The organism is Serratia sp. Je.1.23.a (assembly GCF_051129805.1).
In the GTDB taxonomy this organism is placed as follows: Bacteria; Pseudomonadota; Gammaproteobacteria; order Enterobacterales; family Enterobacteriaceae; genus Serratia; species Serratia liquefaciens.
In genome coordinates this window covers 642187-665486 of record NZ_JBCPSR010000002.1, presented here as the reverse complement: position 1 = coordinate 665486, position 23300 = coordinate 642187, and the positions used below count along the sequence as shown (strand labels likewise).

The window sequence follows — 23300 nt, the reverse complement described above, 5'->3', positions numbered from 1 at the left end:
TGATATGAATTCAAGACAACAGACAATACTTCAATTGGTAAACGATCGCCGGCGTATCAGCGTCAGCGATTTGGCCGCGGCCACCGGCGTTTCAGAGGTGACGATCCGCCAGGATTTGAACCTGCTGGAGAAACGCAGCTACCTGAAACGGGTGCACGGTTCCGCGCTGGCATTAGAAAGCGACGACGTCGATGCGCGCATGATGTCCAACTTCACCCTCAAGCAAAAGCTGGCGCAGTATGCCGCCTCGCTGGTTAACGACGATGAAACCATTTTTATCGAAAGCGGCAGCGCCAACGCGCTGCTGGCGCGTTATATCGCCGAGCGCAAACGCATCACGCTGATCACCGTCAGCCACTATATCGCCCATCTGCTAAAAGAGACGGATTGCGAAGTGATCGTGCTGGGCGGCATGTACCAGAAAAAGAGCGAGACCGTGGTCGGGCCATTAACCCGCCAATGCATTCAGCAAGTGCATTTCAGCAAGGCGTTTATTGGCGTCGATGGCTATCATGCGGATACTGGCTTCACCGGCCGCGATATGATGCGCGCCGACGTGGTCAACGCCGTGCTGGCGAAGGGCGTAGAAAATATTGTCCTGACCGACTCGTCAAAATTCGGTCAAATTCAGCCTAATCCGCTGGCCCAGCAGGGCAAGGTTCAGAGGGTAATCACCGATTCGCGGCTGTCGTTGGAGTATCAACACCTGTTGAAGCGCCAGGGAATACAGTTGGATATGGTGAGCGACTAGCCTTCCGACGAAACAACGGGAGAGCCGCCGACAGGCGGACCTCCTGATGCTCACTGGCCGTAGTAGGCGTTTTTACCGTGCTTGCGCAGGTAATGTTTGTCCAGCAGGGTTTGCTGCATATTCGCCAGACCCGGCGACAATTGGCGCGAAAAAATCCCCATATAGGCAATTTCTTCCAGTACCACCGCATTATGAACCGCGGTTTCTGCGTTTTCCCCCCAGGTAAAGGGGCCATGAGAATGCACCAGCACGCCCGGCACCGCCGCCGGATTTAACCGGCGCTGGCCAAAGGTTTCGACAATCACTCTGCCGGTCTCCCATTCATAGCGGCCATTAATTTCCTCATCCTGCATCCGCCGGGTACAGGGAATGTCGCCGTAGAAATAGTCGGCGTGCGTTGTGCCCCAGGCAGGAATATCCAACCCGGCCTGCGCCCAAATGGTGGCATGCCGCGAATGGGTGTGCACTATGCCCCCGGCATCGCCAAATTCCAGGTACAGCACGCGGTGGGTATCGCTGTCTGAAGAGGGCTTTTTGTCCCCCTCCACCACCTTGCCGCTTTCCAGTTCCAGCACCACCATATCGTCACGGGTCATCACCCCGTATTCCACCCCCGAGGGTTTGATCACCATCAATCCCTCACGCCGATCGACAGCGCTGACATTCCCCCAGGTGAAGGTCACCAGACGATGGCGTGGCAGCGCCAGATTGGCCTCCAATACCTGCTGCTTGAGATCGTTAAGCATGTTTCTTTCCCGGTTAACCCTGTTGGGAATATTGTCGGCAGGCAGGCTTGGGGGCGGTATGGCGTAAATCGCTAAAGACCGCGTAGTCTTCTGCTGGAAACGGCAATTTGCGCGCTGGGGATTAAATAGCGCGCAATGGACTTTAAGACTATTTACCTGTTTATCGTTCAGCAGAAGCTTATAGTGAATATTGGCGGAGGGAGCGCTCTGGGCGTTTCAATTATTCTGCCTTTAACAAAAAATGCCATTTTTTATAGCGATACTTACTGGGAGCGACTAGCAGGCCGAAATTCGGGTTCATGCCTATACTTAATAGGCACTCCCAGATAGCCAATGCTAAGGAGAATTCATTATGATGATTATCAATAAACGTTTTGCCACCGCCGCTCTGGCGCTTACTCTGGCGTTTTCACTCAGCGCTTGTTCAAACATGTCCAAACGTGACCGTAACACCGCCATTGGTGCCGGTGCAGGGGCCGTAGGCGGCGCGGTGTTGACCGATGGTAGCGCACTGGGTACGCTCGGCGGGGCTGCGGTAGGGGGCATCATTGGTCATCAGGTAGGTAAATAACCTGTTCGGCCAGTATTCAGATACCTCTGCCGACAGGCTGGCAAAAGCGATATCGCTTTGACGTATTACGCATAATAAAGATTATTTCAGGTCTGTTTTACCTTTCATCGATGGCGGGTTGCCATCAACGGGTTAACGCCCGGCAGCAGTATCCCAGCCATGCCGCAGTATTGCACCGCGGCATGGCCATTCGCTCAGGCGATTCGATTAGCCGCCCGCCAGCTTGACCTTCATCCCTTTGGCTTCTAACAGCTGTTTAAGCAGATCCCGCTTATCGCCCTGGATCTCGATCACGCCCTCTTTCACCGAACCGCCGCAGCCGCATTTTTTCTTGAGCTCTGCCGCCAGCTTGTCCAATGCGGCATCATCCAGATCAACGCCGGTGATCAGGCAAACGCCCTTTCCCTTGCGCCCGCTGGTCTGGCGCTGAATACGCACGATACCGTCGCCCTTTTCACGCGGCGGTTTGACGTCTTCCTGCTTGATACGCCCGCTATCGGTGGAATACACCAGCCGGCTGTTATCGTTGTTCATTGTCATCTCCTTAAGCCAGAGAAGCGCGGATCGCACTTAGCGTAGCAGCGGGATCGGCGGATTGGGTGATCGGGCGCCCAATCACCATGTAGTCAACACCAGCCGCTTGCGCCTGTACCGGCGTCATGATGCGTCGCTGATCGCCGGCGTCGCTACCTTCAGGACGGATGCCCGGCGTCACCAGTTGGAATTGTTGGCCACAGGCTGCTTTGAGACGCTCGGCTTCGTGCGCTGAACAAACTACGCCATCCAACCCACAATCGCGGGTCAGACGTGCCAAGCGCTCCGCATGCTCGGCCGGAGAAAGCTCGATACCGATACCACGCAGATCTTCTGCTTCCATGCTGGTCAGCACGGTGACGGCGATCAGCAACGGGGCCTGAGCGCCATAGGGCTGCAATGCTTCTTTCGCTGCGGTCATCATGCGTGCACCACCGCTGGCATGCACATTCACCATCCATACACCCAACTCGGCCGCAGCAGCAACGGCACGGGCGGTGGTGTTGGGAATGTCATGGAATTTCAAATCCAGGAACACGTCGAAACCACGCGAGTGTAAATCGCGCACCAGCTGCGGCCCAAACAGGGTGAACATTTCCTTGCCCACTTTTAACCGGCAGTCCTGCGGATCAATACGATCGGCAAATGCCAGTGCCGCGCCAATATCTGCGTAATCCAGCGCAACGATGATCGGAGATGATTTTAAGTCATTGTTATTGATGTTATTTTCAGACTTCATTTCTTCTACCTTCTGTAAAATGGACATAAATAGGTAATAACCCGCCAAACTGACCGCCGCATTCTACATGCCGGCCGACAGAAATCCCAGCCGCACGCGCTCTGCGCTTAAGTAATGTTATCCCCTCGTACGTCATCAAGCGTCAATAACCCCTGACCGCCCTTAACCCAGCCTGCGTAAACCGCCGTAAAGATGCGTAAATTATGAATCAAATAATTTGAACAACATACTCAGCATTATCAGATTTTAAATCCCTGCGGATGCTTTATTATTCAACACATCGGAAGCATACGCCTTCCAACCTAAACAAACAGACTGGAGTCCCTCATGAAAAGCATCAAATATTTTGCAGCAGCAGCCGTTATCGCCATGACCTCTTTCGCTACCTTCGCCGCTGAACCGGTGGATCAGCAACAGGCCAGCAGCCTGACCGCTTCAGGCGTCGTTTCCGCCGGACATGCCACTACCCTGAGTGGCCTGGAAGCCAAACTGGCCGCTAAAGCCGACGCCCAAGGCGCCAGCAGCTACCGCATCATTTCTGCCGGTGGTAACAACATGCTGAGTGGTACCGCAGTTATCTACAAATAAGCTATTAGGTATAGGGCCCGGCACGCCGGGCTTTACTTTATTTCCCCCGCCAGATCGTTCGCTATTCCCGCACTGCAATGTTACAAAAATATTAAATTTTTATTACACACTAGACTCTCTCCCCATAGTGGCTTAGCTTGAAGGCAATCCTCCCGCAGAAAGGCTTCAAAATGAGCGAGATATCTACATTAACCATTAAAATTCCTCTGGAACTCAAAGAAAAAATTCGTGCCATTGCTGCCGATAATCAACGCTCTCTGAGTGCCGAGGTTTGCCAGCGTCTAGAAAGCAGCTTCGATCTTCCGACCAAAGCGGAAAAAACCGCTAAAAAAGCAGCCGAGTTGCATCATGGCGAAATCGATAATCAGGGGATTGAAGAAGAAGTTGAGCAACCGCTGAATCAGAAAGAGTTGAAGAAGCTGCGTCAGCTGTTGAAAGGTAGCGCGAAGACCGGCAAGAAAAAATAAGTCGGTTTAGTGATCATAAGAAAACGGGGCCTGATTAGGCCCCGTTTTTTATTGTCGTTATTGTCCGTCCAACCCGCGGATCGGCTTAACCGATGACCAGGCCCGACATGACGGGCAATGCCAATACAGCGAGTGAGCGGTAAAACCGCATTTATGACAGCGGTAGCGCGGTTTGGTCCGAATTTGCTCACCGACCATATCGCGCAGCAGTAACAGACTCTCTTTGGCACGACCATCTTCCGCATCCGCCAGGTGATAATCCATCAGGCGGTAAAATACTCGCATGGTCGGGTGGCGCTGTAGCTGGCGGTTGATATACACCTGCACCACGTCACGCCCTTCATGCTGTTCAATTATTTCCGCCAGCATCAGTTCCGCAGTAGCACCGGTATTCTCTTCCACGCAGCGCTTGAGAAAGTCAGCCCAACCCTGCTGCTGTTCCAGATGCTGGTAACACTCTTGCAGCATCGGGAGGGTTTCGCTCACCAGTTCTTTATCCTGATTCAGCACGCGCTGTAGCGACTCAACCGCCTTGGCATACTCACCCTGGGCCATATAAATACGTCCCACCATGATAGAGACACGCGCACACTGATTGTCGGCGGAAGCCGCGCGTTTCAACAATCCCATCGCTTTATCGAGATCGTCGCTGCCCATCGCCTGCAAGGCCAGTTCGCAATAGAAATGTGCGATCTCGACGCGCTGTTTGTCTTTGCCTAATTTGACCAGTTTTTCCGCCACGTCGATGGCTTTCAACCAGTCGCTGGTGGCCTGATGGATAGCCAACAGCTGCTGTAGCGCAGAAAGACGGAAATCCTCTTCGCCAACCAGTTGGCCAAACATGTCTTCGGCACGATCGTACATGCCAGCGGCCATGTAGTCGCGGCCCAGCTGTTGCACGGCCAGCAAACGTTGTTCGAAGGTCAGGGAAGCGCTTTCCATCAGCGCCTGGTGGATGCGGATAGCGCGGTCGACTTCACCACGCGAACGGAACAGGTTACCCAGCGTCAGGTGGGCTTCAACGGTGTTGCTGTCCTCTTTCAACATATCAAGGAACAGATCGACCGCTTTATCCTGCTGGTTGGAGAGCAGGAAGTTAACCCCGGCCACGTACTCGCGCGACAGACGGTTGGCTTCCTGTTGTTTATCCTGTTGAGCACTTCTGCGCCCCATGTACCATCCGTACGCGGCAGCCACGGGCAGCAACAGAAACAGCAGCTCTAACATAGAAGATTATTCCTTGCTGACAACGGACTGAGCTGCCGGCTCAGCAGGTTGTTCAAGCTGCAGTTCCAGCCTTTTGATTTTGCGTTCGGCACGCCCCAGCGCAATGCGGGTACGCAGATAAAACAGGCCGCAAATGACCCAACCGAGAACAAAACCGGCGCCAAACAACGCCGCCAACAGAGTCGATACGCGATAGTCGCCCTGCGCAACCAGATAGTTAAAACTCACCACCTGATCGTTATGCGCGCCCAACGTGACAGAAATCACGAAGATCACCAGAACCAACAAAAAAATCAGCAAATATTTCACATTCTTTCCCGCGATGCCGAGTTAATCGGATGAACTATGCCAATACGTGGCGTCCCTAACTAATAAGTTAGCATTTCCCGTCGTAGCAGGGAAACCCTGCGGCACGATAAAACCATATATGCTGGCATATTCGACAGTAAACGGCACTCCCGAACAAATTAATGAGAAAGCTTCTCAAAATAATGGATTAATAAAGATATGGGGGCGTTAATGCGAATTGCAATGAAGTGCTATGTAAGTGGTTAATACGGCGCCATGCTGACGCCGTAAAAGTGACACAGTCACCTAGTTTTTGTCAGACAGAGTTCTTTCTGCGATTTCCTGTTGCTCTTGCGGTGGTGGCGTCAACGGCCCGAACCAGCGTTGCACCAGCCAACAGGCCAAGGTGACCAGCAACCAGCTAATCAAGGTCGCCACCGCCAGATCACGTGGCCAATGCATCCCCAGCAACAAACGGCTCCCCATCACCCCTACTGCCCAAACCATCAGTATCGCCACGGTCTTGTAGTGCCTACGCGGCCACAGCAACCCCACGCCCAGCAGCGCCCAACTGGCGGCAAACATGGTATGGCCCGAAGGAAACGCAAAACCGGTCTCAAACTGCCAATGTTCGCGCAACCATACGGGCACCAGCGGCTGGTCCTGCAGTTGCTCTTTGACCAACGCCCCCCGCTCTTTGCGCTTGAGTGAGTAGAAGTACTTTTCATCAATCTGATGGGCTGATTCCAGCCACAGCACGAAAGGCCGTGGCTCTTGTACCCGGTCCTTGATAAAGGACTTCACGCCCTGGCCAATCATTATCGACGCGCTGAGCAGCACCAGCAGGCCAATGGCCGGCTTGATGCGAAAGCGCAGGCACCACAGGAACCAGGCGCAGAGAATGATGTTGGTGATAATGCCCCATGGCGAAGTGACCGTTTCGGTCAACCAATACAGGCCTTTCAGAAGGCGTCCGTCGCCCCCCGGTTGCCATTGCCAGCCGGAAAGCCACACCGCCAAAGGCATCAGCAACAGAACTATGGCACCTGCCGCCGTGCGTTTTGCTATCTCAAACATTCCTATCGTCCTTTGCTTAAGCCAATTTGCAGTGTAACAATCTTGTAATATCGATAACACTCTAAAAATTAAACAGATAAAAAACCTATCGCAATAATAGTTGGCTGAAAACGCCGGATGCTGGTTTGCTGAGCACCGCAGGGCAAGAAGTTATGGCAAAATAGCCGATAATTAACGAAATGCCGATCGTCGTTGCGCATTTTAATACTGGTCAGTTCACCGTACCGGAAGTAGGATGCGCAACCATGATTGAATCGGATGTATTTGTGGAGAGCAACATGCAGCTTAAACGGGTGGCAGAGGCCAAATTGCCAACACCTTGGGGCGATTTCCTGATGGTAGGATTCGAAGAACTGGCTACCGGACACGACCATTTGGCGCTGGTGTTCGGTGATATTTCTGGCGCGACGCCGGTACTCTCACGCGTACATTCTGAGTGTCTGACCGGTGATGCATTATTCAGCCTGCGCTGCGACTGCGGTTTTCAGTTGGAAGCTGCGCTGGAGCATATCGCAGAGGAAGGTCGCGGTATCCTGCTCTACCATCGTCAGGAAGGTCGCAATATCGGTTTGCTGAATAAAATCCGCGCTTATGCTTTGCAGGACAAAGGCGCGGATACGGTAGAGGCCAACCATCAGCTAGGTTTCGCCGCCGATGAGCGCGACTTCACCCTGTGCGCCGACATGTTCAAGCTATTGGGCGTCGATGCGGTACGCTTGCTGACCAACAACCCGAAAAAGGTTGAGATCCTGACGGAAGCCGGCATCAACATCACCGAGCGCGTGCCGCTGATCGTTGGCCGCAATCCGAAGAACGAACGTTACCTGGCCACCAAGGCAGCTAAAATGGGCCATTTGCTGGACCAGAAATAATTTTCCTGCGGGAAAAAATCAGGGCGCCGAATAAGGCGCCCTTTTTTATTACAGCATTTTCCTGATTACATAGTGCAGGATACCGTCGTTTTCATAGTAAGTGAGCTCGTTGCCAGTATCGATACGACAACGGGTATTCACCACTTCCTTGCGCCCGTCGGCATAGGTGATATGTACCGGCACCGTCTGCCCCGGCTGCAGCGTTTGCAGCCCGCTGACGCTGATCTGCTCGTCACCGCTCAACCCCAGCGTTTTGCGCGTCACGCCTGCCGGGAATTCCAGCGGCAGAATGCCCATCCCAATCAGGTTAGAACGGTGAATACGCTCAAAGGACTCGGCAATCACCACCCGAACACCCAGCAACCGCGGCCCCTTCGCCGCCCAGTCACGGCTGGAGCCTGAACCGTATTCTTTACCGGCAATCACCGCCAACGGCACGCTTTCTTGTTGATACTGCATGGCGGCGTCATAGATCGACAACTGATTCTGCGACGGAATATGGCGCGTGTAGCCCCCCTCGACACCAGGTACCATTTCGTTACGAATACGAATATTGGCAAAGGTGCCGCGCATCATCACTTCATGGTTACCACGGCGAGAGCCGTAGGAGTTAAAGTCCTGCGCCGCAACGCCATGATCGCTCAGATAACGTCCCGCCGGGCTGTCACGCTTGATATTCCCCGCTGGAGAGATATGGTCGGTGGTCACCGAGTCGGCCAGGATCGCCAGAATGCGCGCATCCTTGATATCCTGCACCGGATCCGGCTTCACCTTCATGGTGCTGAAGAATGGCGGATGCCGGATATAGGTAGAATCGCCCTGCCATTGGTAGGTGGCCGAGCCGGCAACCTGAATCGACTGCCAGTTGGCGTCACCGTCAAATACCGCGCCGTATTCCTTATGGAACATCTCAGTGCGAACTTCTTCCACCGCCTGGGCAATATCTTTGCTGCTCGGCCAGATATCCTTCAGATAGACCGGCTGCCCGTCGTGACCTTCGCCCAGTGGCTCTTTGGTCAGATCAATCTTCATGCTGCCGGCCAGCGCATAAGCGACCACCAGCGGCGGTGAAGCCAACCAGTTGGTTTTAACCAGTGGATGGATACGGCCTTCAAAGTTACGGTTGCCGGATAGCACCGCCCCTACGGTCAAATCACCCTCTTTAATCGCCTGCTCGATCGGATCAGGCAATGGCCCGGAGTTACCGATACAGGTGGTACAGCCGTAACCGACCAGATTAAAACCGAGTTCCTCCAGGTAGGCGGTCAGTTTGGCGCTGTCAAAATAGTCAGTCACCACTTTGGACCCCGGTGCCAACGAGGTTTTCACCCAAGGCTTGGTTCGCAAACCTTTGTTAACCGCGTTCTTCGCCAACAGGCCGGCTGCCATCATTACGCTGGGGTTCGAGGTGTTGGTGCAAGAAGTAATGGCCGCGATAACCACCGCGCCGTTATGCAGCTCATGCTGCTGTTGGTTCAAAGTGAAGGTTTTGAATTCGGACTTGCGATGCTGATTGCCGATCTCGAGTTCTGTCGCGGCGTTGAACGCCTTAGGCACGTCCGGCAGCGCCACGCGATCCTGAGGGCGCTTCGGCCCTGCCAGGCTGGCGACCACCGTCGACATATCCAACGCCAACGTGCTGGTAAACACCGGTTCATCGCCCGGGTTACGCCACATGCCTTGCGCTTTGGCATAGGCTTCTACCAGTGCGATTTGCTCGTCGCTACGGCCACTGAGTTTCATGTAACCCAGCGTCACTTCGTCCACCGGGAAGAAGCCGCAGGTTGCGCCAAACTCTGGCGACATGTTGGCAATGGTTGCCCGGTCGGCCAACGGCAGGTCTGCCAGGCCGTCACCGTAAAACTCGACAAATTTCCCCACCACGCCGTGTTTGCGCAGCATTTGGGTCACGGTCAACACCAGATCGGTGGCGGTAATGCCTTCGCTCAGCTTACCGGTCAGTTTAAAGCCTACCACGTCAGGGATCAGCATAGACACCGGTTGACCCAACATCGCCGCTTCGGCTTCAATACCGCCCACACCCCAGCCCAGAATGCCCAGGCCGTTGATCATGGTGGTGTGAGAATCGGTACCGACCAAGGTATCCGGGTAAGCGATACGCTGCCCGCTCTCGTCCGTATGCCATACGGTTTGGCCGAGATACTCCAGGTTGACCTGGTGGCAGATACCGGTGCCCGGCGGCACAACGCGGAAGCGGTTAAAGGCTTTTTGCCCCCAACGCAGGAAGGTGTAACGCTCGTGGTTGCGCTCCATTTCAATGCGCACGTTTTCTTCAAAAGCGTCGTCATCGCCGAACTCATCAACGGTGACCGAGTGGTCAATCACCAAATCGACCGGTGACAACGGGTTGACCTGGTCAACGTTCCCGCCTAACCGCTGCACCGCTTCACGCATCGCAGCCAAATCCACGACCGCAGGCACTCCGGTAAAATCCTGCATCAGCACGCGGGCCGGGCGGTAGGCAATCTCACGATCGGCATGGCCCGTTTGCAACCAGCCAACAATAGCTTTCAGATCGTCAACCTGCACGGTGTCGCCATCCACATGGCGCAGCAAGTTTTCCAACAGTACTTTCATTGATTTTGGCAGTCGGTCGATGTTGCCCAACTGTTTTGCCGCCAATGGCAGGCTGTAATAGCCGTACTCAGTATTGAGCGCCACCAGCTTATCCATACTCGTTTCACGAAGATCGGACGACATAGCTCCTCCATTTCTTATTATGTCTAAAACAGGGTAATCACTGAGGTCTTATTTAAAGATAACACAAAGATGACGTAACGTTTTGATAACAACACGTTTTGATCATAACGATAGGCAATAACAATCAATGAAGGTAAGTGCTTGTTAGGTCTGCGGATTAGTCTAAAAATGGCAGCTAACTGGTCGGACAGGCGTCGATGGCAGTGCAAAAGCAAAGGTTTCATCATCACACTAGTGGGAACATAGCGCGCAATGCCAGTATAGTATCGTTCGACAATGCCCCCGCGTCCCGACCTCCGTTGGCGCGGCGACGGATGGCTAACAACTTGAGCTTAAGGAGCGCGCAGTGGCATTTTTGGGGTTCGTCAGTGAACGGCAGTGTCCTGGCTGGCAAGATGCATCAGTTTACCTTCCCGCGTTCAGTTTTTATGAAAAACACCAGTCAGAACCTATCGACGCTGCACCCGAAGCCATTATTCAAGCGGTGTTATCACTGGATATGGCGGAAGACCCGATCATCCGCAGGCTGCTGATGCTACGCCAACTGCCGGGTACGGTGCGCCAAAGGCTCTTCAAAACCGAGCTTACTACGCCGCCAGCGGCCTTTGGCTTCGACACCTTTACCCTGCTCCATCAGGACAGCCATGAAGTCTCGCTGGGGCTGGCCGGGCGTTTTTGGCGGCCTATGTTGGGCGTCAATAAACTGGCAACTGCAGAGGATTTTCACCAATTTAACGACCAGAAAGCCGCAAAACTGGTGCTGCGTTTTAAGGTTATCCCGGAGGCTTCCGGGCTCTCTATGCTGCGTACTGAAACCTTTATCTGGTGCCCGACATCGCAGGTTAAAGCGCGGCTTGCCGGCTATTGGGCGATGATCCGTCCTGCCAGCGGGTGGATCCGACGGCGCACCCTGCTTTCAGTACAGCGTAAACTGGCAAAAGGCGGTTAACAGAGGAACTAAAGCCTGAATGAAGGAAGTCAGTAAGAGGGGAAAGCAGGAGAGAACGTGCCTCTCCTGCTGAATAAATCTTTTTACTAGTCGTTAGATTACCGGCTTATTTTTCCGGCAGCTTGATGTCCTTGAACATCGCTTCGATTTCTTCGTTGGAACGCAGTGCAACCGCGTTGTCGACCACGTCACGCGTCAGGTGTGGCGCAAAACGCTGGATAAAATCGTACATATAGCTGCGCAGGAAGGTACTGCGACGGAAGCCGATTTTGGTGGTGCTGTAGGTGAAGATATCGCGGGCATCTACCGTCACCAGATCCGGATCTTGTATCGGGTCCACCGCCATGCTGGCGATCACACCCACCCCAAGGCCCAGACGCACGTATGTTTTAATCACGTCGGCATCGGTAGCCGTAAATACGATGCGCGGTGTCAGTCCGGCACGGTTGAATGCCGTATCCAACTCAGAGCGGCCGGTGAAGCCGAAGGTATAGGTCACGATAGGATAAGCCGCCAGTTCTTCGATGGTAATGTGGCTTTTACCGGCTAAAGGATGATCGGGCTTCACCACTACCGCGCGGTTCCAGTGATAGCACGGCAGCATGATTAAATCGTCGTAGAGGTGCAGCGCTTCAGTGGCAATGGCGAAATCTGCCGTGCCTTTAGAGACGGCTTCCGCAATTTGCGTCGGCGATCCCTGATGCATGTGCAGAGAGACTCGCGGATAGCGCTCAATAAAGCCTTTAATGACGTTAGGCAGCGCGTAGCGCGCCTGGGTGTGGGTGGTCGCTACGTACAACGAGCCTTTGTCCGGGTAGGTATGCTCGCCGGCGACGGCTTTGATAGCATCCACTTTGGACAAAACTTCACGCGCAATACGGATGATTTCCAATCCTGCCGGCGTGACCTGAGTCAGGTGCTTGCCACTGCGGGCGAAAATCTGGATACCCAGCTCATCTTCCAGCATCCGTACCTGCTTACTGATGCCGGGCTGCGAGGTGTAAAGCCCTTCTGCCGTCGAGGAGACATTCAGGTTGTGGTTAACCACTTCCACGATGTAACGAAGCTGCTGCAATTTCATATCTTATACCATCCTAGGTTAAACACTGCGTTGAGCCGCAGCCAGGTATATCGGTGTCGCCCCGGTATGCTGAAAACGAATAAGCCATGAACACAGTGTTTCACTCAGAGGCTGAAGAAACCGCCGTTGCTAATAAGCTTTAATCATAAAAAAACTTTTTATATAACCACTATATCACGCTACAGCTTCAAGTATAGATCCGCGTCACACTATGGTAACGATTATTTTGCATTGCGATCAACGTGAAACCCGGGGGCCAGGATGGAAAAAGGAGCAAAGAATAGATCTGTTCGCCAGCTTTAGCCAATAAAAAACCAGCCACGGGGGCTGGTTTTTTTATGTTGCATTCAGGCTGCAAATTTACTTTTTGCCTTCAACCCATTTGCCATCGATGTAGAAAGCGGACCAGCCGGTGGCTTTGCCGTCTTTCTCCGAAGAGACATACTGCTGTTTGGTTTTACGGCTGAAACGCACCATGGTTTTGTTGCCTTCCGCATCCGTTACCGGCGCATCTGCCAGATAACGCAGCTTTTCAGGCAGGCGATCCTTGAAGCGAGCCAGTTCTTCCACCAATGGCGCACGGGTTTCGCGCGATTTAGGGAAGGTATTGGCCGCCAGGAACACCCCGGCTGCGCCGTCACGCAGAACAAAGTAAGCATCCGACTTTTCGCACGGCAGTTCCGGCAATGGAACCGGATCTTCCTTCGGCGGTGCAACATCACCGTTACGCAGGATCTTGCGGGTGTTTTTACAGTTCTCGTTGGTGCATCCCATGTACTTGCCGAAGCGCCCCATTTTCAGGTGCATTTCGGAACCACATTTATCGCACTCAACCACCGGGCCGTCATAGCCTTTCAGGCGGAATTCGCCCTCTTCGATCTCGTAGCCGTCACACGCCGGGTTATTACCGCACACGTGCAGCTTGCGCTGGTTATCGATCAGGTAGCTGTCCATCGCCGTGCCGCATTTCTGGCAACGACGGCGTGCACGCAATGCGTTGGTTTCCGCATCATCCCCTTCGAGAACGTTCAGCACTTCCGTTTCCGGCACCAGGTTAATGGTGGTTTTGCAGCGTTCTTTCGGCGTCAGCGCATAGCCGGAACAGCCCAGAAAGACGCCGGTGCTGGCGGTACGAATGCCCATCTTGCGACCGCAGGTCGGGCAGTCGATGCTGGTCATCACCATCTGATTCGGGCGCATACCGCCTTCTTCAGGATCTTTTTCCGCCGTTTCCAGCTGTTCGCTGAATTCGGCAAAGAATTCATCCAGCACCGCTTTCCACTCGGCGTGGTTGTTCGCTACCTGGTCCAGGCCATCTTCCATGCGGGCGGTGAAGTCATAGTTCATCAGCTCGCGGAAGTTTTCTTCCAGACGGTCAGTAACGATCTCGCCCATTTTTTCGGCGTAGAAACGGCGGCTTTCAACCCGCACATAGCCACGATCCTGAATGGTTGAGATAATCGAAGCGTAGGTAGATGGACGGCCGATACCGCGTTTTTCCAGCTCTTTGACCAACGAGGCTTCACTGTAACGTGCAGGCGGTTTGGTAAAGTGCTGGCTTGGGATCAGCTTTTGCAGTTCCAGCTCGCTGCCCACTTCTACATACGGCAAGGTGCGGTCTTCATCGCCCTTGCGCAGCGCAGGCATCACTTTGGTCCAGCCATCGAAACGCAGCGTACGGCCTTTGGCGCGCAACAGGTAATCAGCGGCTTTAACCGACAGCGTGGTGGAGTCGTACTGCGCTGGCGTCATCTGGCAGGCGACGAACTGGCGCCAAATCAGCTGATACAGTTTCTGCGCATCCGCTTCCATGTCTTTCAACTGTTCGGCCAGCACGTTCACATCCGAAGGTCGGATAGCTTCATGCGCTTCCTGCGAGTTTTCTTTGCTGCTGTAATGGTTCGGCGCTTTCGGCAGGTACTTATCACCGAAGTTTTCGCCGATGTAACCACGCACCATGTTGAGCGCATCCTGGCTCAGGTTGGTGGAGTCGGTACGCATGTAGGTGATGTGACCGGCTTCATACAGACGCTGGGCCATCATCATGGTTTTCTTCACGCCAAAGCTCAGACGGGTACTGGCTGCCTGCTGCAACGTAGAAGTAATGTAAGGCGCACCCGGCTTGCTGCTGGTCGGTTTGTCTTCGCGATCCAGTACCGTATAGCGGGCTTTTTCCAGCAGTTTAAGCGCGGCGTGAGTCTGCTCGCGGTTAACCGGCTTGAAAGGTTTGTCGTGGGCATGCGTAACTTCCATTTGCAGCGCGGTATCGCCCTTCGCTAACAAATCGGCGTGCAATTCCCAATATTCTTCCGGCACGAAGGCTTTGATATCGCGTTCACGCTCTACCACCAGCCGTACCGCAACGGATTGCACACGCCCAGCAGACAGGCCACGGGCAATTTTCTTCCACAGCAGTGGCGAAACCATGTAACCCACAACGCGGTCCATAAAACGACGCGCCTGCTGTGCGTTAACACGATCGATATTCAGCTCACCCGGCTGTTTGAACGCATTTTGGATCGCGTTCTTGGTAATTTCGTTAAACACCACGCGGCTAAAGCGTTTGTCGTCACCCCCGATCACTTCCCGCAGGTGCCAGGCAATGGCTTCCCCTTCGCGGTCAAGGTCGGTTGCGAGATAAATGTGGTCAGCGTTTTCCGCTAACGACTTTAACTCGGCGACAACTTTTTCTTTACCCGGCAGAATTTCATATTGCGCTTCCCAGCCATGGTAAGGATCGACGCCCATCCGATTTACCAGCGCCGTCTTCTCATCTTTTTTAACTTTCTTCTTGGCTTTGTTTTCGGTTGAGTCAGCGCTCTTTTTGCTGGCTGAGCCACTGGTCGGCAAATCACGGATATGACCGACGCTGGACTTCACCACGTAGTCATTACCTAAGTATTTATTAATAGTTTTGGCTTTTGCCGGGGACTCAACTATTACGAGAGCTTTACCCATATTTACCTTTACCTAATTTTATTTCTTCTAAAAAGAAGTCTTTTATCTCGCCGTGCCGCAGCGATTCATATCTCTTTTTTATATTGCGGCAGTCTGGCAAGAGATCAACATGTTTTTTTCTGTTGGCTGCTTAACTGCTCAACCTGAACGCAAGTTGTTGATCCTGCCTGCTATTCACCCATGCCCCAGAAGTATGGCTGTGTGAGACTCATTTATGGCGTAAACAAAACCTTCCACCCGACGCCGCAAAATCCCACACTGTACCTGATAAAAAGCGTCACGCAACCTAATTAGCACGGAAAGGCAGATTTCGCCAATCGGCAGATACCGCTAGCCATCCAGACGGCAAATAAACCTTAGTCTGTTTGCGGATAAATGCGAACTGACGTTAGAATATGAGCAGAATTTATGTTTGGAGTGTAATAAATGCGCGCTAATACCTTACCCATTGATCGTGAAACCTTACTGCAAGAAGCAAATAACCTGATTCGCCAGCACGATGATTATCTGCATGGCATGGTTGCTACCGATGTTGAACAAAAAGGCAGCGTTTTAGTTTTTCGCGGAGAATTCTTTTTAGATCCTGATGGATTGCCAACGGCAAAAACTACCGAAGTATTTAATATGTTTAAACACCTGGCTCACGTGTTTTCTGAGAAATACCATTTGGTCGATTAAGCATAAAAAAAGGGGGGCCAAGCCCCCCTGCTATTTAATCGCTACGCTTAAAGCAGCGGTTTTTCCCCGCGCTGCCACCAACGTAACAGCAGACGATCGACACTTTCGGCCGCGCTGCCGGTAAAACGGTCCATCAGGCGTTTACGACGTGCATAGCGCACCCCCACCACCTCGTGATTTTCCATTTCAGCAATCAGCAGATCGTCACTGGTGCCAATTGCATCAACCAACCCTTTTTCTTTCGCCTGGGTACCGAACCAGTGTTCACCGGTCGCCACGCTGTCGATATCCAGCGATGGGCGCTGCTGATGCACAAACTCTTTAAACAGTTCGTGGGTTTCGTTCAGATCTTCACGGAACTTCTCACGCCCCTGCTCAGTGTTTTCGCCAAACAGCGTCAATGTGCGTTTGAACTCGCCGGCGGTGTGCAACTCCACATCAATATCATTCTTTTTCAGCAAGCGGTGGAAGTTCGGGATTTGCGCCACGACGCCGATCGAACCAATGATGGCAAAGGGCGCGGCGACAATGCGATCCGCCACGCAGGCCATCATGTAACCGCCGCTGGCGGCGACTTTGTCTACCGCGACCGTCAGGCGAATGCCGCCGGCACGCAAACGGGCTAACTGCGATGAGGCCAACCCGTAGCCATGAACCACCCCGCCCGGGCTTTCCAACCGCAGAAGAACTTCATCTTGCGGCGTCGCCACGGCCAGCACCGCGGAGACTTCCTCGCGCAGTGAAGTCACTTCATGGGCATCCATGCTGCCTTTGAAATCCAGCACGTAAAGACAAGGTTTGGTGGCTTCCACCGCCCCGGCTTTGGCACGTTGCTTCTTCAGTTTATCGTCGGCTTTGGTCTGCTTTTTAAACTGCTTGCTCCAGGCCTTTTGTTCCGCTTCGCCCATCCGCGCCAAACGCATATCGCGCTGCATGTCCCGGTATTGTTCTCCGAGATCGGTAAGCTGCAGTTCCCCTTTGTGTCGGGCTTTGCGTTGCCCAAGGCTGACCGCCAGCAACGCCAGCGCGGCGATGGCAATCACAACCGTCGCGACTTTGGCCAGAAACAGGCCGTAAACAGATATAAACTCCACAGATTCCGCCTTTATTAACAGGTTGTTAGTACTATCTCATTCATTCTAGCCAACCGAAGCGGTGGCTGTCGCGACTAAATAAAAATTCCTTGTGCGGCCTCTTTACTATGTGGGCGGGTTTTGGCTTAACCAAGCTGGCCCCCTGCCATTTTTGTTACAAAAGAATGCCGTTTCTGCCGCCTAATCATTGAAAATACGATCCATTTAAGGCATATAACACGGATTATTCATCAAGATGATGATCCAAATTCGCTGCGGGGCCTGCATGCGGTCGAGCCTTTGCTCCTGTCATGGCCCCTCAATCCACCCCCTCCCCGATGCAAGCGGGAGACCAGCCACCAAGGCGCGAGGAATTATTGTGCATTACCAACCCAAGCAGGATCTGTTGCAACAACGTATTATTCTGGTCACCGGCGCCGGTGACGGCATCGGCCGCGAAGCCGCCCTCACCTATGCTAAATTTGGCGCGCAATTGGTGTTGCTGGGCCGTACCGAAAGCAAACTAAAGGCGGTACAGGCCGAAATCGCCAAACTCAGTGACGCCCCCACTTACACCATCACGCTGGACCTGCTGCATACTACGCAAGAGCAGTGCCAACAGGTGGCGAATGAGCTGGCAACCCGCGTCCCGCGTCTCGACGGCGTGTTGCACAATGCCGGCCTGCTGGGTGACATCGCCCCGATGGCCGAGCTGTCAATGACGATGTGGAACGAGGTGATGCAAGTGAACGTCAATGCGACCTTTATGCTCACCCAGGCGCTACTGCCTCTGCTGTTGAAATCCCCCGCCGGATCGCTGGTGTTTACCAGTTCCAGCGTTGGCCGCACCGGGCGTGCCAACTGGGGCGCCTACGCCGTGTCAAAATTCGCCACCGAAGGCATGATGCAGGTGCTGGCCGATGAATACAAAAATCGCAATCTTCGGGTTAATTGCATCAATCCGGGCGGAACTCGCACCCAAATGCGCGCATCTGCGTTTCCTGACGAAGACAAAAGCAAGCTCAAAACCCCGGCTGACATCATGCCGCTTTACCTCTATTTGATGGGGGATGACAGCCGCCGTAAAACCGGTATGAGTTTCGATGCTCAACCTAACCGTAAACCCGGCGCGGCCGAATAAAAGGGGCTTTATCATGGCTGAAGATCGCCACCAACAACGACAACAGCGCCTTAAAGAGCAGGTGGATGCGCGCATTACTGCTGCTCAGGAAGTTCGGGGGCTGCTGCTGGTATTCACCGGCAACGGTAAAGGTAAAACCACTGCGGCGTTTGGCACCGTGACCCGGGCCGTTGGCCACGGGATGAAAGCTGGCGTCATTCAGTTCATCAAGGGTGAATGGCCGAACGGTGAGAAAAATCTGCTGCAACAGCACGGCGTCGAGTTTCAGGTAATGGCGACCGGCTTTACCTGGGAAACACAGGATAAGGCCAGCGATACCGCCGCCTGTCAGGCCGTATGGCAACACGGCAAGCGCATGCTGGCAGACAGCAGCCTGGATCTGGTGCTACTGGACGAACTGACCTATATGGTCAGCTACGGCTACCTTGAACTGGATGAGCTACTGGAAGCGCTACGACACCGTCCTGCGCACCAGACGGTGATCATCACCGGGCGTGGCTGCCATCGTGATTTGTTGGAGCTGGCGGATACGGTGACCGAGATGCGGCCGGTGAAGCACGCGTTTGACGCGGGTATCAAGGCACAACAGGGAATTGACTGGTAACGAAAAGAAAAACGCCGCAGCCTGAATGGGCTACGGCGTGATAATCAGCTGCGTTTGCTCGGTTTACCCGGCTTGCTGCCTGCAGCACTGCGGCGACCGCTGCCGGCTACCTGGGTGTGACGCTTAACAGCACGACGGATCTGGTTAGCCTTCACACGGCGACGCTCGCGCTCAACAGGCATCTTGCTGACGGTTTCAGGCTTGAGGTCAACCAGTTCGCGCAGGTAGTTAATCGCCGGCAGTTCAAGCTCGGTCCAACCGCCACGAGGAATGCCTTTTGGCAGGTCGATATCGCCGTAACGCACGCGGATCAGGCGGCTAACCTGAACGCCAACGGCTTCCCACAGACGACGAACCTCGCGGTTACGCCCTTCGGTCAGGGTTACGTTGTACCACTGGTTTATGCCTTCGCCACCCTGGAAAGTGATGGTGCGGAAAGCCGCCGGGCCATCTTCCAGTTGAACGCCTTTGCTTAGCTGCTTCACTTTTTCGTCGTCAATCTGGCCAAATACGCGCACGGCATATTCACGCTCAACTTCACGGCTTGGGTGCATCAGGCGGTTAGCCAGTTCACCGTCGGTGGTGAACAACAGCAGGCCTGAGGTGTTGACGTCCAGGCGCCCTACCGCTACCCAGCGCGAACCACGCAGCTTGGGCAAGCGATCGAAGACCGTCGGGCGACCTTCTGGGTCGCTGCGAGTACACAATTCGCCTTCCGGCTTGTAATAAGCCAGCACGCGGCAAACCGCTTCTTCAGATTCTTTAACCGAAACGACGTGACCATCCAGACGGATTTTCATTGAAGGGGTTACTTCAACGCGATCACCCAGTTTGGCAATTTTACCGTCGACGCTGACGCGCCCGGCCTCAATAATGGTTTCGATTTCACGACGCGAGCCATGACCGGCGCGCGCTAAAACTTTCTGTAACTTTTCGCTCATTGAGCAACCTCTAGTGTCGCCTTCACAGGCGTCGGGGGGATGACCATCGCGGCGTCAGGCGCCACAGCGGTAACAATACGTTTACTTGGATCGAACCGCGCATTATACAGGCTTTCAATAGGGTTGAAACCCACTTTGTTGTCTGGTCGATTATCGAAAGCTATCGATTGCGTGAGAACTCGCTGAAAAGCGGGTCTGCCCCCGCTTTATAACCTACTCGGAAAGCGGATTAATCATCGAGGAAATCGACTACCGCCCGATACACTGCCGCTGGCTGCTCGAGAATACCAAGGTGAGTACGGGCATTCTCCAGCCGCACGACCGAGAAAAATGGATGGTTGGCGGCAAAGCTCTGCTGTTGCCGCAAATAGTCTTCGCCACGATCCAGTGAGTAAATATGCCGGCAAGCAGGCGGTGAGGTTAATTCCCCCAGCCGGTTTAGCGGCGAACCGTATTGCCTGTAGGCTTGCTCAATCGCCACGCCGGCGGCCTGCCAAACGCGATAATCCTCCTGCGCCATTTCAACGGTCAAATGCTGTTTTACCTGTGGGTGTTCAATACCGCCCTGCCAGAATGTGAATAAATCATCCCGCGCCGCCAGCCAGTGTTCAGGCCGCTGCATTTGCTGAACGGAATAGAAAAATGCAGGCTCAGGCTGGGTCATGATCCAATCGAGAAACACCATTCCCTGCATCTGCTGCGGCATGTTCTCGGCCAACGCCACCGCTATCCAACTGGCGTGCGCTACCGACAGCGTCACAAACCGCTCCACTTGCAACTCAAGCAGCAATTGCTGGAGATCTGCCAGCAGATCCTGTGCGCCAAGGGAGAGTCCGGCATCGCGATCAGACAGGGCGTGCCCCCGCCAGTCGAGGCTGATCACCCGATACTTTTGCGACGCCAGTGCGGTAAAGGGGGCAAATACGGTTTTTGGTTCACACCAACCGGGCAGCAGGACCAACGTCTGCGGGCCTGAACCGGAATCATGATAATCGAGAGAAAGGGTGCCATGGCGAAACGCTGTCATTTTGTCTCCTAAACGTCATATCCCCCACGATAAGGGGATTTGTGCATTAGCAGTAAAATGACAGCCTTCGTCAGTTTCATCTATTGGAATAGATGCTAAATAAGGGGCTTCGCACCTAATGAAAATATACGCACTAAATAAACGCGATTAATGCCGTTCACAGGGATAAGCGGCGGTTAATGCCAGCATAATCACCGAAGGCGCGGAATAGTGAAGCTGTTCCGGGTGTTCATTTAAATACTGCATCACCGCGTCCGCCGCCATCCCCACGCTCATCCCGGCATCCGGACAAATGCTACGATTGCCCTGCATTGAGAAGGTATCGAATACGCCGGCCACATAGCCCATAAACATCCCGCCATCGAGCGCTTCGGCGACGGTAGCCGCTCCGTTCTTATTTTTCACATAGCCGCTGGTTTCCGACAGCAAGGCGCTGCCGGAATAAAAACCCGCGCTGGCCGCAGAGGAAAACAATATGGCCACCAAAAGAGAAATCCGCTTAATCATTGCTACGCATCCTGCCTATTATCAGTTTTTGATATTGTAGAATAGCGGCTTTACCGGCAAATGACGCCGTTACCGCCACTTTTCAGAAAATGAGCAAAAGCGGCAGCGTAATTATGCATCAACGGAAAGGCGTTGCGTCGCCTGCCCCTTCACGCACCACTTCCGGCGCGGACTCGGTCAGATCAATCACCGTGGTCGGTTGCTGGCCCAGGAAGCCGCCGTGGATCACCAGATCCACCTGCTTGCCCAGATGATCGTTGATCTCTTCCGGATCGGATTCGGCAAAATCATTGCCTGGCAGCATCAACGTGGTCGACATCATCGGCTCATTCAGCACTTCCAGCAGCGCCAACGCAATCGGGTTAGACGGCACGCGCAGACCGATGGTTTTACGCTTGTCGTTCATCAGGCGACGCGGGACTTCTTTGGTCGCTTTCAGAATGAACGTGTAGTTGCCGGGGGTGTTGTTCTTGATCAGTCGAAACGCGGTATTGTCGACATAAGCGTAAGTAGACAGCTCGGACAGATCGCGGCACATCAAGGTAAAATTATGATTGCTGTCCAATTGACGGATACGGCAGATGCGTTCCATAGCCGTCTTGTCTTCCAGTTTGCAACCCAACGCGTAGCCGGAATCGGTAGGATAGACGATCACCCCACCTTTACGCAGCACATCCACCGCTTGGTTGATCAGGCGCGGTTGTGGGTTATCTGGATGGATATAAAAAAGCTGACTCATGACTTGCTCCTAAAAATGATGCACGCGGGCGGCATCGCCCACGTTAAATCAACTGACCTTGCCCTGCTGCGGTTGTGGCCAGTCACGCCACACGGGTTCAACCCCGCCGGGTAACCACAGTTTGCGGCCCAGTTCGATCCACGAGCAGGGCTGATGAAAGTCAGAGCCCTGCGACGCCAATAATTGATATTCCTGCGCATACTTTGCCAGTTGCGAACGCTCATGCGGTGCCTGCTGACACTGGGCAACCTCCATCGCATCCCCCCCTTGTTCGGCAAAGTGCGCCAACAACCGTTTCAGCCATTTGGCCGTCAGGTCGTAACGGCCCGGGTGCGCTATCACCGCCTGACCGCCGGATTGATGAATCACATCAATGGCTTGTTTTATTGTACACCACTGTGGCGGAACGTAGCCGGTTTTGCCTTTGGCCAGGTATTTCTTGAACACCTGAGCCATATTGTCTGCGATGCCAATCTGCACCAGATAACGGGCGAAGTGACCACGCGTCACCGCCCCACCGTCCGCCAACTTTTGCGCGCCTTCAAATGCACCGTCAATACGCGCTTTCGCCAGCCGGACGCCAATTTCCTGTGCGCGCAGGTTGCGGCGCTCAGTCTGCTCGGCCAACAATTGCACCATCGCCGGATGTGCAGTTTCAATCCCCAGACCCACGATATGAATCTCATGATTTTCCCACAGCGTGGAGATCTCCACCCCGTTCACCAACTGCAGCGGTAACGACAGCTCGGCAATGGTTGCGGCTGCGGCGGCTAAACCTTCGGTGGTGTCGTGGTCGGTAATCGCCAATACGCCTACCCGCATCTCGACGGCCCGCTGCACCAACTGCGCCGGCGTCAAATAGCCGTCAGAGGCGGTGGTATGGCTGTGGAGATCGTACAGGGTAAAGGCGGAAGGCTGGGGGCTGCTGTCTGTCAAAAGAAATATCCGTCAAAGGTTTGGCCTTCTATCATACCCGCGTTCGCCCGCAGGACGGAAATCTATTCTGGCCGACGGCCTGTTC

The 23300-nt window shown here is 54.0% G+C and carries 24 protein-coding genes; 9 read left to right on the top strand and 15 right to left on the bottom strand.

The annotated features are described in order from the left end of the window. Positions 1 to 4: 4 nt before the first annotated feature. On the top strand, positions 5 to 751 hold the full coding sequence (locus AAZT04_RS10955) for a DeoR/GlpR family DNA-binding transcription regulator (protein ID WP_041414595.1): 747 nt from the start codon (positions 5 to 7) through the stop codon (positions 749 to 751). Positions 752 to 801: 50 nt separating this feature from the next. Here the strand turns inward: AAZT04_RS10955 and araD are convergent, their stop codons facing one another. Further along, entirely contained in the window at positions 802 to 1497 is a 696-nt protein-coding gene (gene araD, locus AAZT04_RS10950) for an L-ribulose-5-phosphate 4-epimerase (RefSeq protein WP_020827121.1), read from the bottom strand. Between the two features lie 352 nt (positions 1498 to 1849). Between araD and osmB the strand changes: the two genes are divergently transcribed. After that, positions 1850 to 2068 carry an osmotically-inducible lipoprotein OsmB gene (gene osmB, locus AAZT04_RS10945; RefSeq protein ID WP_004945176.1) on the top strand — a complete coding sequence of 73 codons (219 nt, stop codon included), beginning with the start codon at positions 1850 to 1852 and terminating at the stop codon, positions 2066 to 2068. Between the two features lie 207 nt (positions 2069 to 2275). Here the strand turns inward: osmB and yciH are convergent, their stop codons facing one another. Both yciH and pyrF read right to left on the bottom strand, forming a co-directional pair. Then, positions 2276 to 2602: a stress response translation initiation inhibitor YciH gene (gene yciH / locus AAZT04_RS10940; protein WP_020827122.1), complete on the bottom strand. Its 327-nt coding sequence runs from the start codon at positions 2600 to 2602 to the stop codon at positions 2276 to 2278. A gap of 10 nt (positions 2603 to 2612) precedes the next feature. Further along, positions 2613 to 3341, bottom strand: coding sequence for an orotidine-5'-phosphate decarboxylase (pyrF, locus tag AAZT04_RS10935; protein ID WP_187961439.1), 729 nt, complete (start codon positions 3339 to 3341; stop codon positions 2613 to 2615). 327 nt (positions 3342 to 3668) lie between these two features. On the opposite strand from pyrF, the gene bhsA reads away from it, so the two are divergent. Then, on the top strand, positions 3669 to 3929 hold the full coding sequence (gene bhsA, locus AAZT04_RS10930) for a multiple stress resistance protein BhsA (RefSeq protein ID WP_048758666.1): 261 nt from the start codon (positions 3669 to 3671) through the stop codon (positions 3927 to 3929). Between the two features lie 170 nt (positions 3930 to 4099). Continuing rightward, positions 4100 to 4396, top strand: a complete 297-nt coding sequence (locus AAZT04_RS10925; RefSeq protein ID WP_129982766.1) for an Arc family DNA-binding protein — start codon at positions 4100 to 4102, stop codon at positions 4394 to 4396. 57 nt (positions 4397 to 4453) lie between these two features. Here the strand turns inward: AAZT04_RS10925 and lapB are convergent, their stop codons facing one another. The 3 genes from lapB to pgpB all read right to left on the bottom strand — a co-directional run bounded on the left by lapB (position 4454) and on the right by pgpB (position 6988). Next, a complete protein-coding gene (gene lapB / locus AAZT04_RS10920; protein ID WP_020827126.1) occupies positions 4454 to 5623 on the bottom strand; it encodes a lipopolysaccharide assembly protein LapB in 1170 nt (389 codons plus the stop codon). Positions 5624 to 5629: 6 nt separating this feature from the next. Then, a complete protein-coding gene (locus tag AAZT04_RS10915; RefSeq protein ID WP_020827127.1) occupies positions 5630 to 5932 on the bottom strand; it encodes a LapA family protein in 303 nt (100 codons plus the stop codon). Positions 5933 to 6217: 285 nt separating this feature from the next. After that, the gene (pgpB, locus tag AAZT04_RS10910; protein WP_020827128.1) at positions 6218 to 6988 is read right to left on the bottom strand and encodes a phosphatidylglycerophosphatase B; all 771 of its coding nucleotides are present in this window, start codon (positions 6986 to 6988) and stop codon (positions 6218 to 6220) included. Between the two features lie 278 nt (positions 6989 to 7266). On the opposite strand from pgpB, the gene ribA reads away from it, so the two are divergent. Further along, a complete protein-coding gene (gene ribA, locus AAZT04_RS10905) occupies positions 7267 to 7860 on the top strand; it encodes a GTP cyclohydrolase II (protein ID WP_041415420.1) in 594 nt (197 codons plus the stop codon). 48 nt (positions 7861 to 7908) lie between these two features. On the opposite strand, the gene acnA is transcribed toward ribA, so the two are convergent. Next, entirely contained in the window at positions 7909 to 10581 is a 2673-nt protein-coding gene (gene acnA / locus AAZT04_RS10900; RefSeq protein WP_129982765.1) for an aconitate hydratase AcnA, read from the bottom strand. 346 nt (positions 10582 to 10927) lie between these two features. On the opposite strand from acnA, the gene AAZT04_RS10895 reads away from it, so the two are divergent. Then, a complete protein-coding gene (locus AAZT04_RS10895; protein ID WP_434680007.1) occupies positions 10928 to 11530 on the top strand; it encodes a hypothetical protein in 603 nt (200 codons plus the stop codon). 106 nt (positions 11531 to 11636) lie between these two features. Here AAZT04_RS10895 and cysB read toward each other — a convergent pair whose 3' ends face one another. Both cysB and topA read right to left on the bottom strand, forming a co-directional pair. Next, positions 11637 to 12611: an HTH-type transcriptional regulator CysB gene (gene cysB / locus AAZT04_RS10890; RefSeq protein ID WP_020827132.1), complete on the bottom strand. Its 975-nt coding sequence runs from the start codon at positions 12609 to 12611 to the stop codon at positions 11637 to 11639. A 360-nt stretch (positions 12612 to 12971) separates the two neighbouring features. Further along, on the bottom strand, positions 12972 to 15569 hold the full coding sequence (topA, locus tag AAZT04_RS10885) for a type I DNA topoisomerase (RefSeq protein ID WP_174574322.1): 2598 nt from the start codon (positions 15567 to 15569) through the stop codon (positions 12972 to 12974). A gap of 426 nt (positions 15570 to 15995) precedes the next feature. Between topA and AAZT04_RS10880 the strand changes: the two genes are divergently transcribed. Further along, positions 15996 to 16247, top strand: coding sequence for a YciN family protein (locus tag AAZT04_RS10880; protein ID WP_434680004.1), 252 nt, complete (start codon positions 15996 to 15998; stop codon positions 16245 to 16247). A gap of 47 nt (positions 16248 to 16294) precedes the next feature. On the opposite strand, the gene sohB is transcribed toward AAZT04_RS10880, so the two are convergent. Further along, the gene (sohB, locus tag AAZT04_RS10875) at positions 16295 to 17341 is read right to left on the bottom strand and encodes a protease SohB (RefSeq protein ID WP_020827135.1); all 1047 of its coding nucleotides are present in this window, start codon (positions 17339 to 17341) and stop codon (positions 16295 to 16297) included. Positions 17342 to 17699: 358 nt separating this feature from the next. Here sohB and AAZT04_RS10870 point away from each other — a divergent pair, with 358 nt between their 5' ends. Beyond that, on the top strand, positions 17700 to 18461 hold the full coding sequence (locus tag AAZT04_RS10870; RefSeq protein WP_020827136.1) for a YciK family oxidoreductase: 762 nt from the start codon (positions 17700 to 17702) through the stop codon (positions 18459 to 18461). A 13-nt stretch (positions 18462 to 18474) separates the two neighbouring features. Then, the gene (gene cobO, locus AAZT04_RS10865; RefSeq protein ID WP_261157126.1) at positions 18475 to 19065 is read left to right on the top strand and encodes a cob(I)yrinic acid a,c-diamide adenosyltransferase; all 591 of its coding nucleotides are present in this window, start codon (positions 18475 to 18477) and stop codon (positions 19063 to 19065) included. 44 nt (positions 19066 to 19109) lie between these two features. Here the strand turns inward: cobO and rluB are convergent, their stop codons facing one another. The 5 genes from rluB to rnm form a co-directional block, all read right to left on the bottom strand. Further along, complete coding sequence (rluB, locus tag AAZT04_RS10860; RefSeq protein WP_020827138.1) at positions 19110 to 20006, bottom strand: 23S rRNA pseudouridine(2605) synthase RluB; 897 nt, start codon at positions 20004 to 20006, stop codon at positions 19110 to 19112. Positions 20007 to 20235: 229 nt separating this feature from the next. Continuing rightward, positions 20236 to 21033, bottom strand: coding sequence for an alpha/beta fold hydrolase (locus AAZT04_RS10855; protein WP_434680001.1), 798 nt, complete (start codon positions 21031 to 21033; stop codon positions 20236 to 20238). Positions 21034 to 21180: 147 nt separating this feature from the next. After that, positions 21181 to 21540 carry a Rap1a/Tai family immunity protein gene (locus AAZT04_RS10850; RefSeq protein WP_020827148.1) on the bottom strand — a complete coding sequence of 120 codons (360 nt, stop codon included), beginning with the start codon at positions 21538 to 21540 and terminating at the stop codon, positions 21181 to 21183. Positions 21541 to 21658: 118 nt separating this feature from the next. Next, the gene (locus AAZT04_RS10845) at positions 21659 to 22279 is read right to left on the bottom strand and encodes an L-threonylcarbamoyladenylate synthase (RefSeq protein ID WP_020827149.1); all 621 of its coding nucleotides are present in this window, start codon (positions 22277 to 22279) and stop codon (positions 21659 to 21661) included. A gap of 48 nt (positions 22280 to 22327) precedes the next feature. Next, complete coding sequence (rnm, locus tag AAZT04_RS10840) at positions 22328 to 23215, bottom strand: RNase RNM (RefSeq protein WP_046373391.1); 888 nt, start codon at positions 23213 to 23215, stop codon at positions 22328 to 22330. Positions 23216 to 23300 lie beyond the last annotated feature (85 nt).

Excerpts from the sequence above, each read along its gene's own strand:
- pgpB (WP_020827128.1), bottom strand. The coding sequence starts at position 6,988 with ATGTTTGAGATAGCAAAACGCACGGCGGCAGGTGCCATAGTTCTGTTG.
- AAZT04_RS10850 (WP_020827148.1), bottom strand. The coding sequence starts at position 21,540 with ATGATTAAGCGGATTTCTCTTTTGGTGGCCATATTGTTTTCCTCTGCG.
- cobO (WP_261157126.1), top strand. The coding sequence starts at position 18,475 with ATGGCTGAAGATCGCCACCAACAACGACAACAGCGCCTTAAAGAGCAG.
- yciH (WP_020827122.1), bottom strand. The coding sequence starts at position 2,602 with ATGAACAACGATAACAGCCGGCTGGTGTATTCCACCGATAGCGGGCGT.
- ribA (WP_041415420.1), top strand. The coding sequence starts at position 7,267 with ATGCAGCTTAAACGGGTGGCAGAGGCCAAATTGCCAACACCTTGGGGC.
- osmB (WP_004945176.1), top strand. The coding sequence starts at position 1,850 with ATGATGATTATCAATAAACGTTTTGCCACCGCCGCTCTGGCGCTTACT.
- topA (WP_174574322.1), bottom strand. The coding sequence starts at position 15,569 with ATGGGTAAAGCTCTCGTAATAGTTGAGTCCCCGGCAAAAGCCAAAACT.
- bhsA (WP_048758666.1), top strand. The coding sequence starts at position 3,669 with ATGAAAAGCATCAAATATTTTGCAGCAGCAGCCGTTATCGCCATGACC.
- pyrF (WP_187961439.1), bottom strand. The coding sequence starts at position 3,341 with ATGAAGTCTGAAAATAACATCAATAACAATGACTTAAAATCATCTCCG.
- AAZT04_RS10880 (WP_434680004.1), top strand. The coding sequence starts at position 15,996 with ATGCGCGCTAATACCTTACCCATTGATCGTGAAACCTTACTGCAAGAA.
- AAZT04_RS10955 (WP_041414595.1), top strand. The coding sequence starts at position 5 with ATGAATTCAAGACAACAGACAATACTTCAATTGGTAAACGATCGCCGG.
- araD (WP_020827121.1), bottom strand. The coding sequence starts at position 1,497 with ATGCTTAACGATCTCAAGCAGCAGGTATTGGAGGCCAATCTGGCGCTG.
- AAZT04_RS10855 (WP_434680001.1), bottom strand. The coding sequence starts at position 21,033 with ATGACAGCGTTTCGCCATGGCACCCTTTCTCTCGATTATCATGATTCC.
- acnA (WP_129982765.1), bottom strand. The coding sequence starts at position 10,581 with ATGTCGTCCGATCTTCGTGAAACGAGTATGGATAAGCTGGTGGCGCTC.
- lapB (WP_020827126.1), bottom strand. The coding sequence starts at position 5,623 with ATGTTAGAGCTGCTGTTTCTGTTGCTGCCCGTGGCTGCCGCGTACGGA.
- rluB (WP_020827138.1), bottom strand. The coding sequence starts at position 20,006 with ATGAGCGAAAAGTTACAGAAAGTTTTAGCGCGCGCCGGTCATGGCTCG.
- cysB (WP_020827132.1), bottom strand. The coding sequence starts at position 12,611 with ATGAAATTGCAGCAGCTTCGTTACATCGTGGAAGTGGTTAACCACAAC.
- AAZT04_RS10925 (WP_129982766.1), top strand. The coding sequence starts at position 4,100 with ATGAGCGAGATATCTACATTAACCATTAAAATTCCTCTGGAACTCAAA.
- AAZT04_RS10845 (WP_020827149.1), bottom strand. The coding sequence starts at position 22,279 with ATGAGTCAGCTTTTTTATATCCATCCAGATAACCCACAACCGCGCCTG.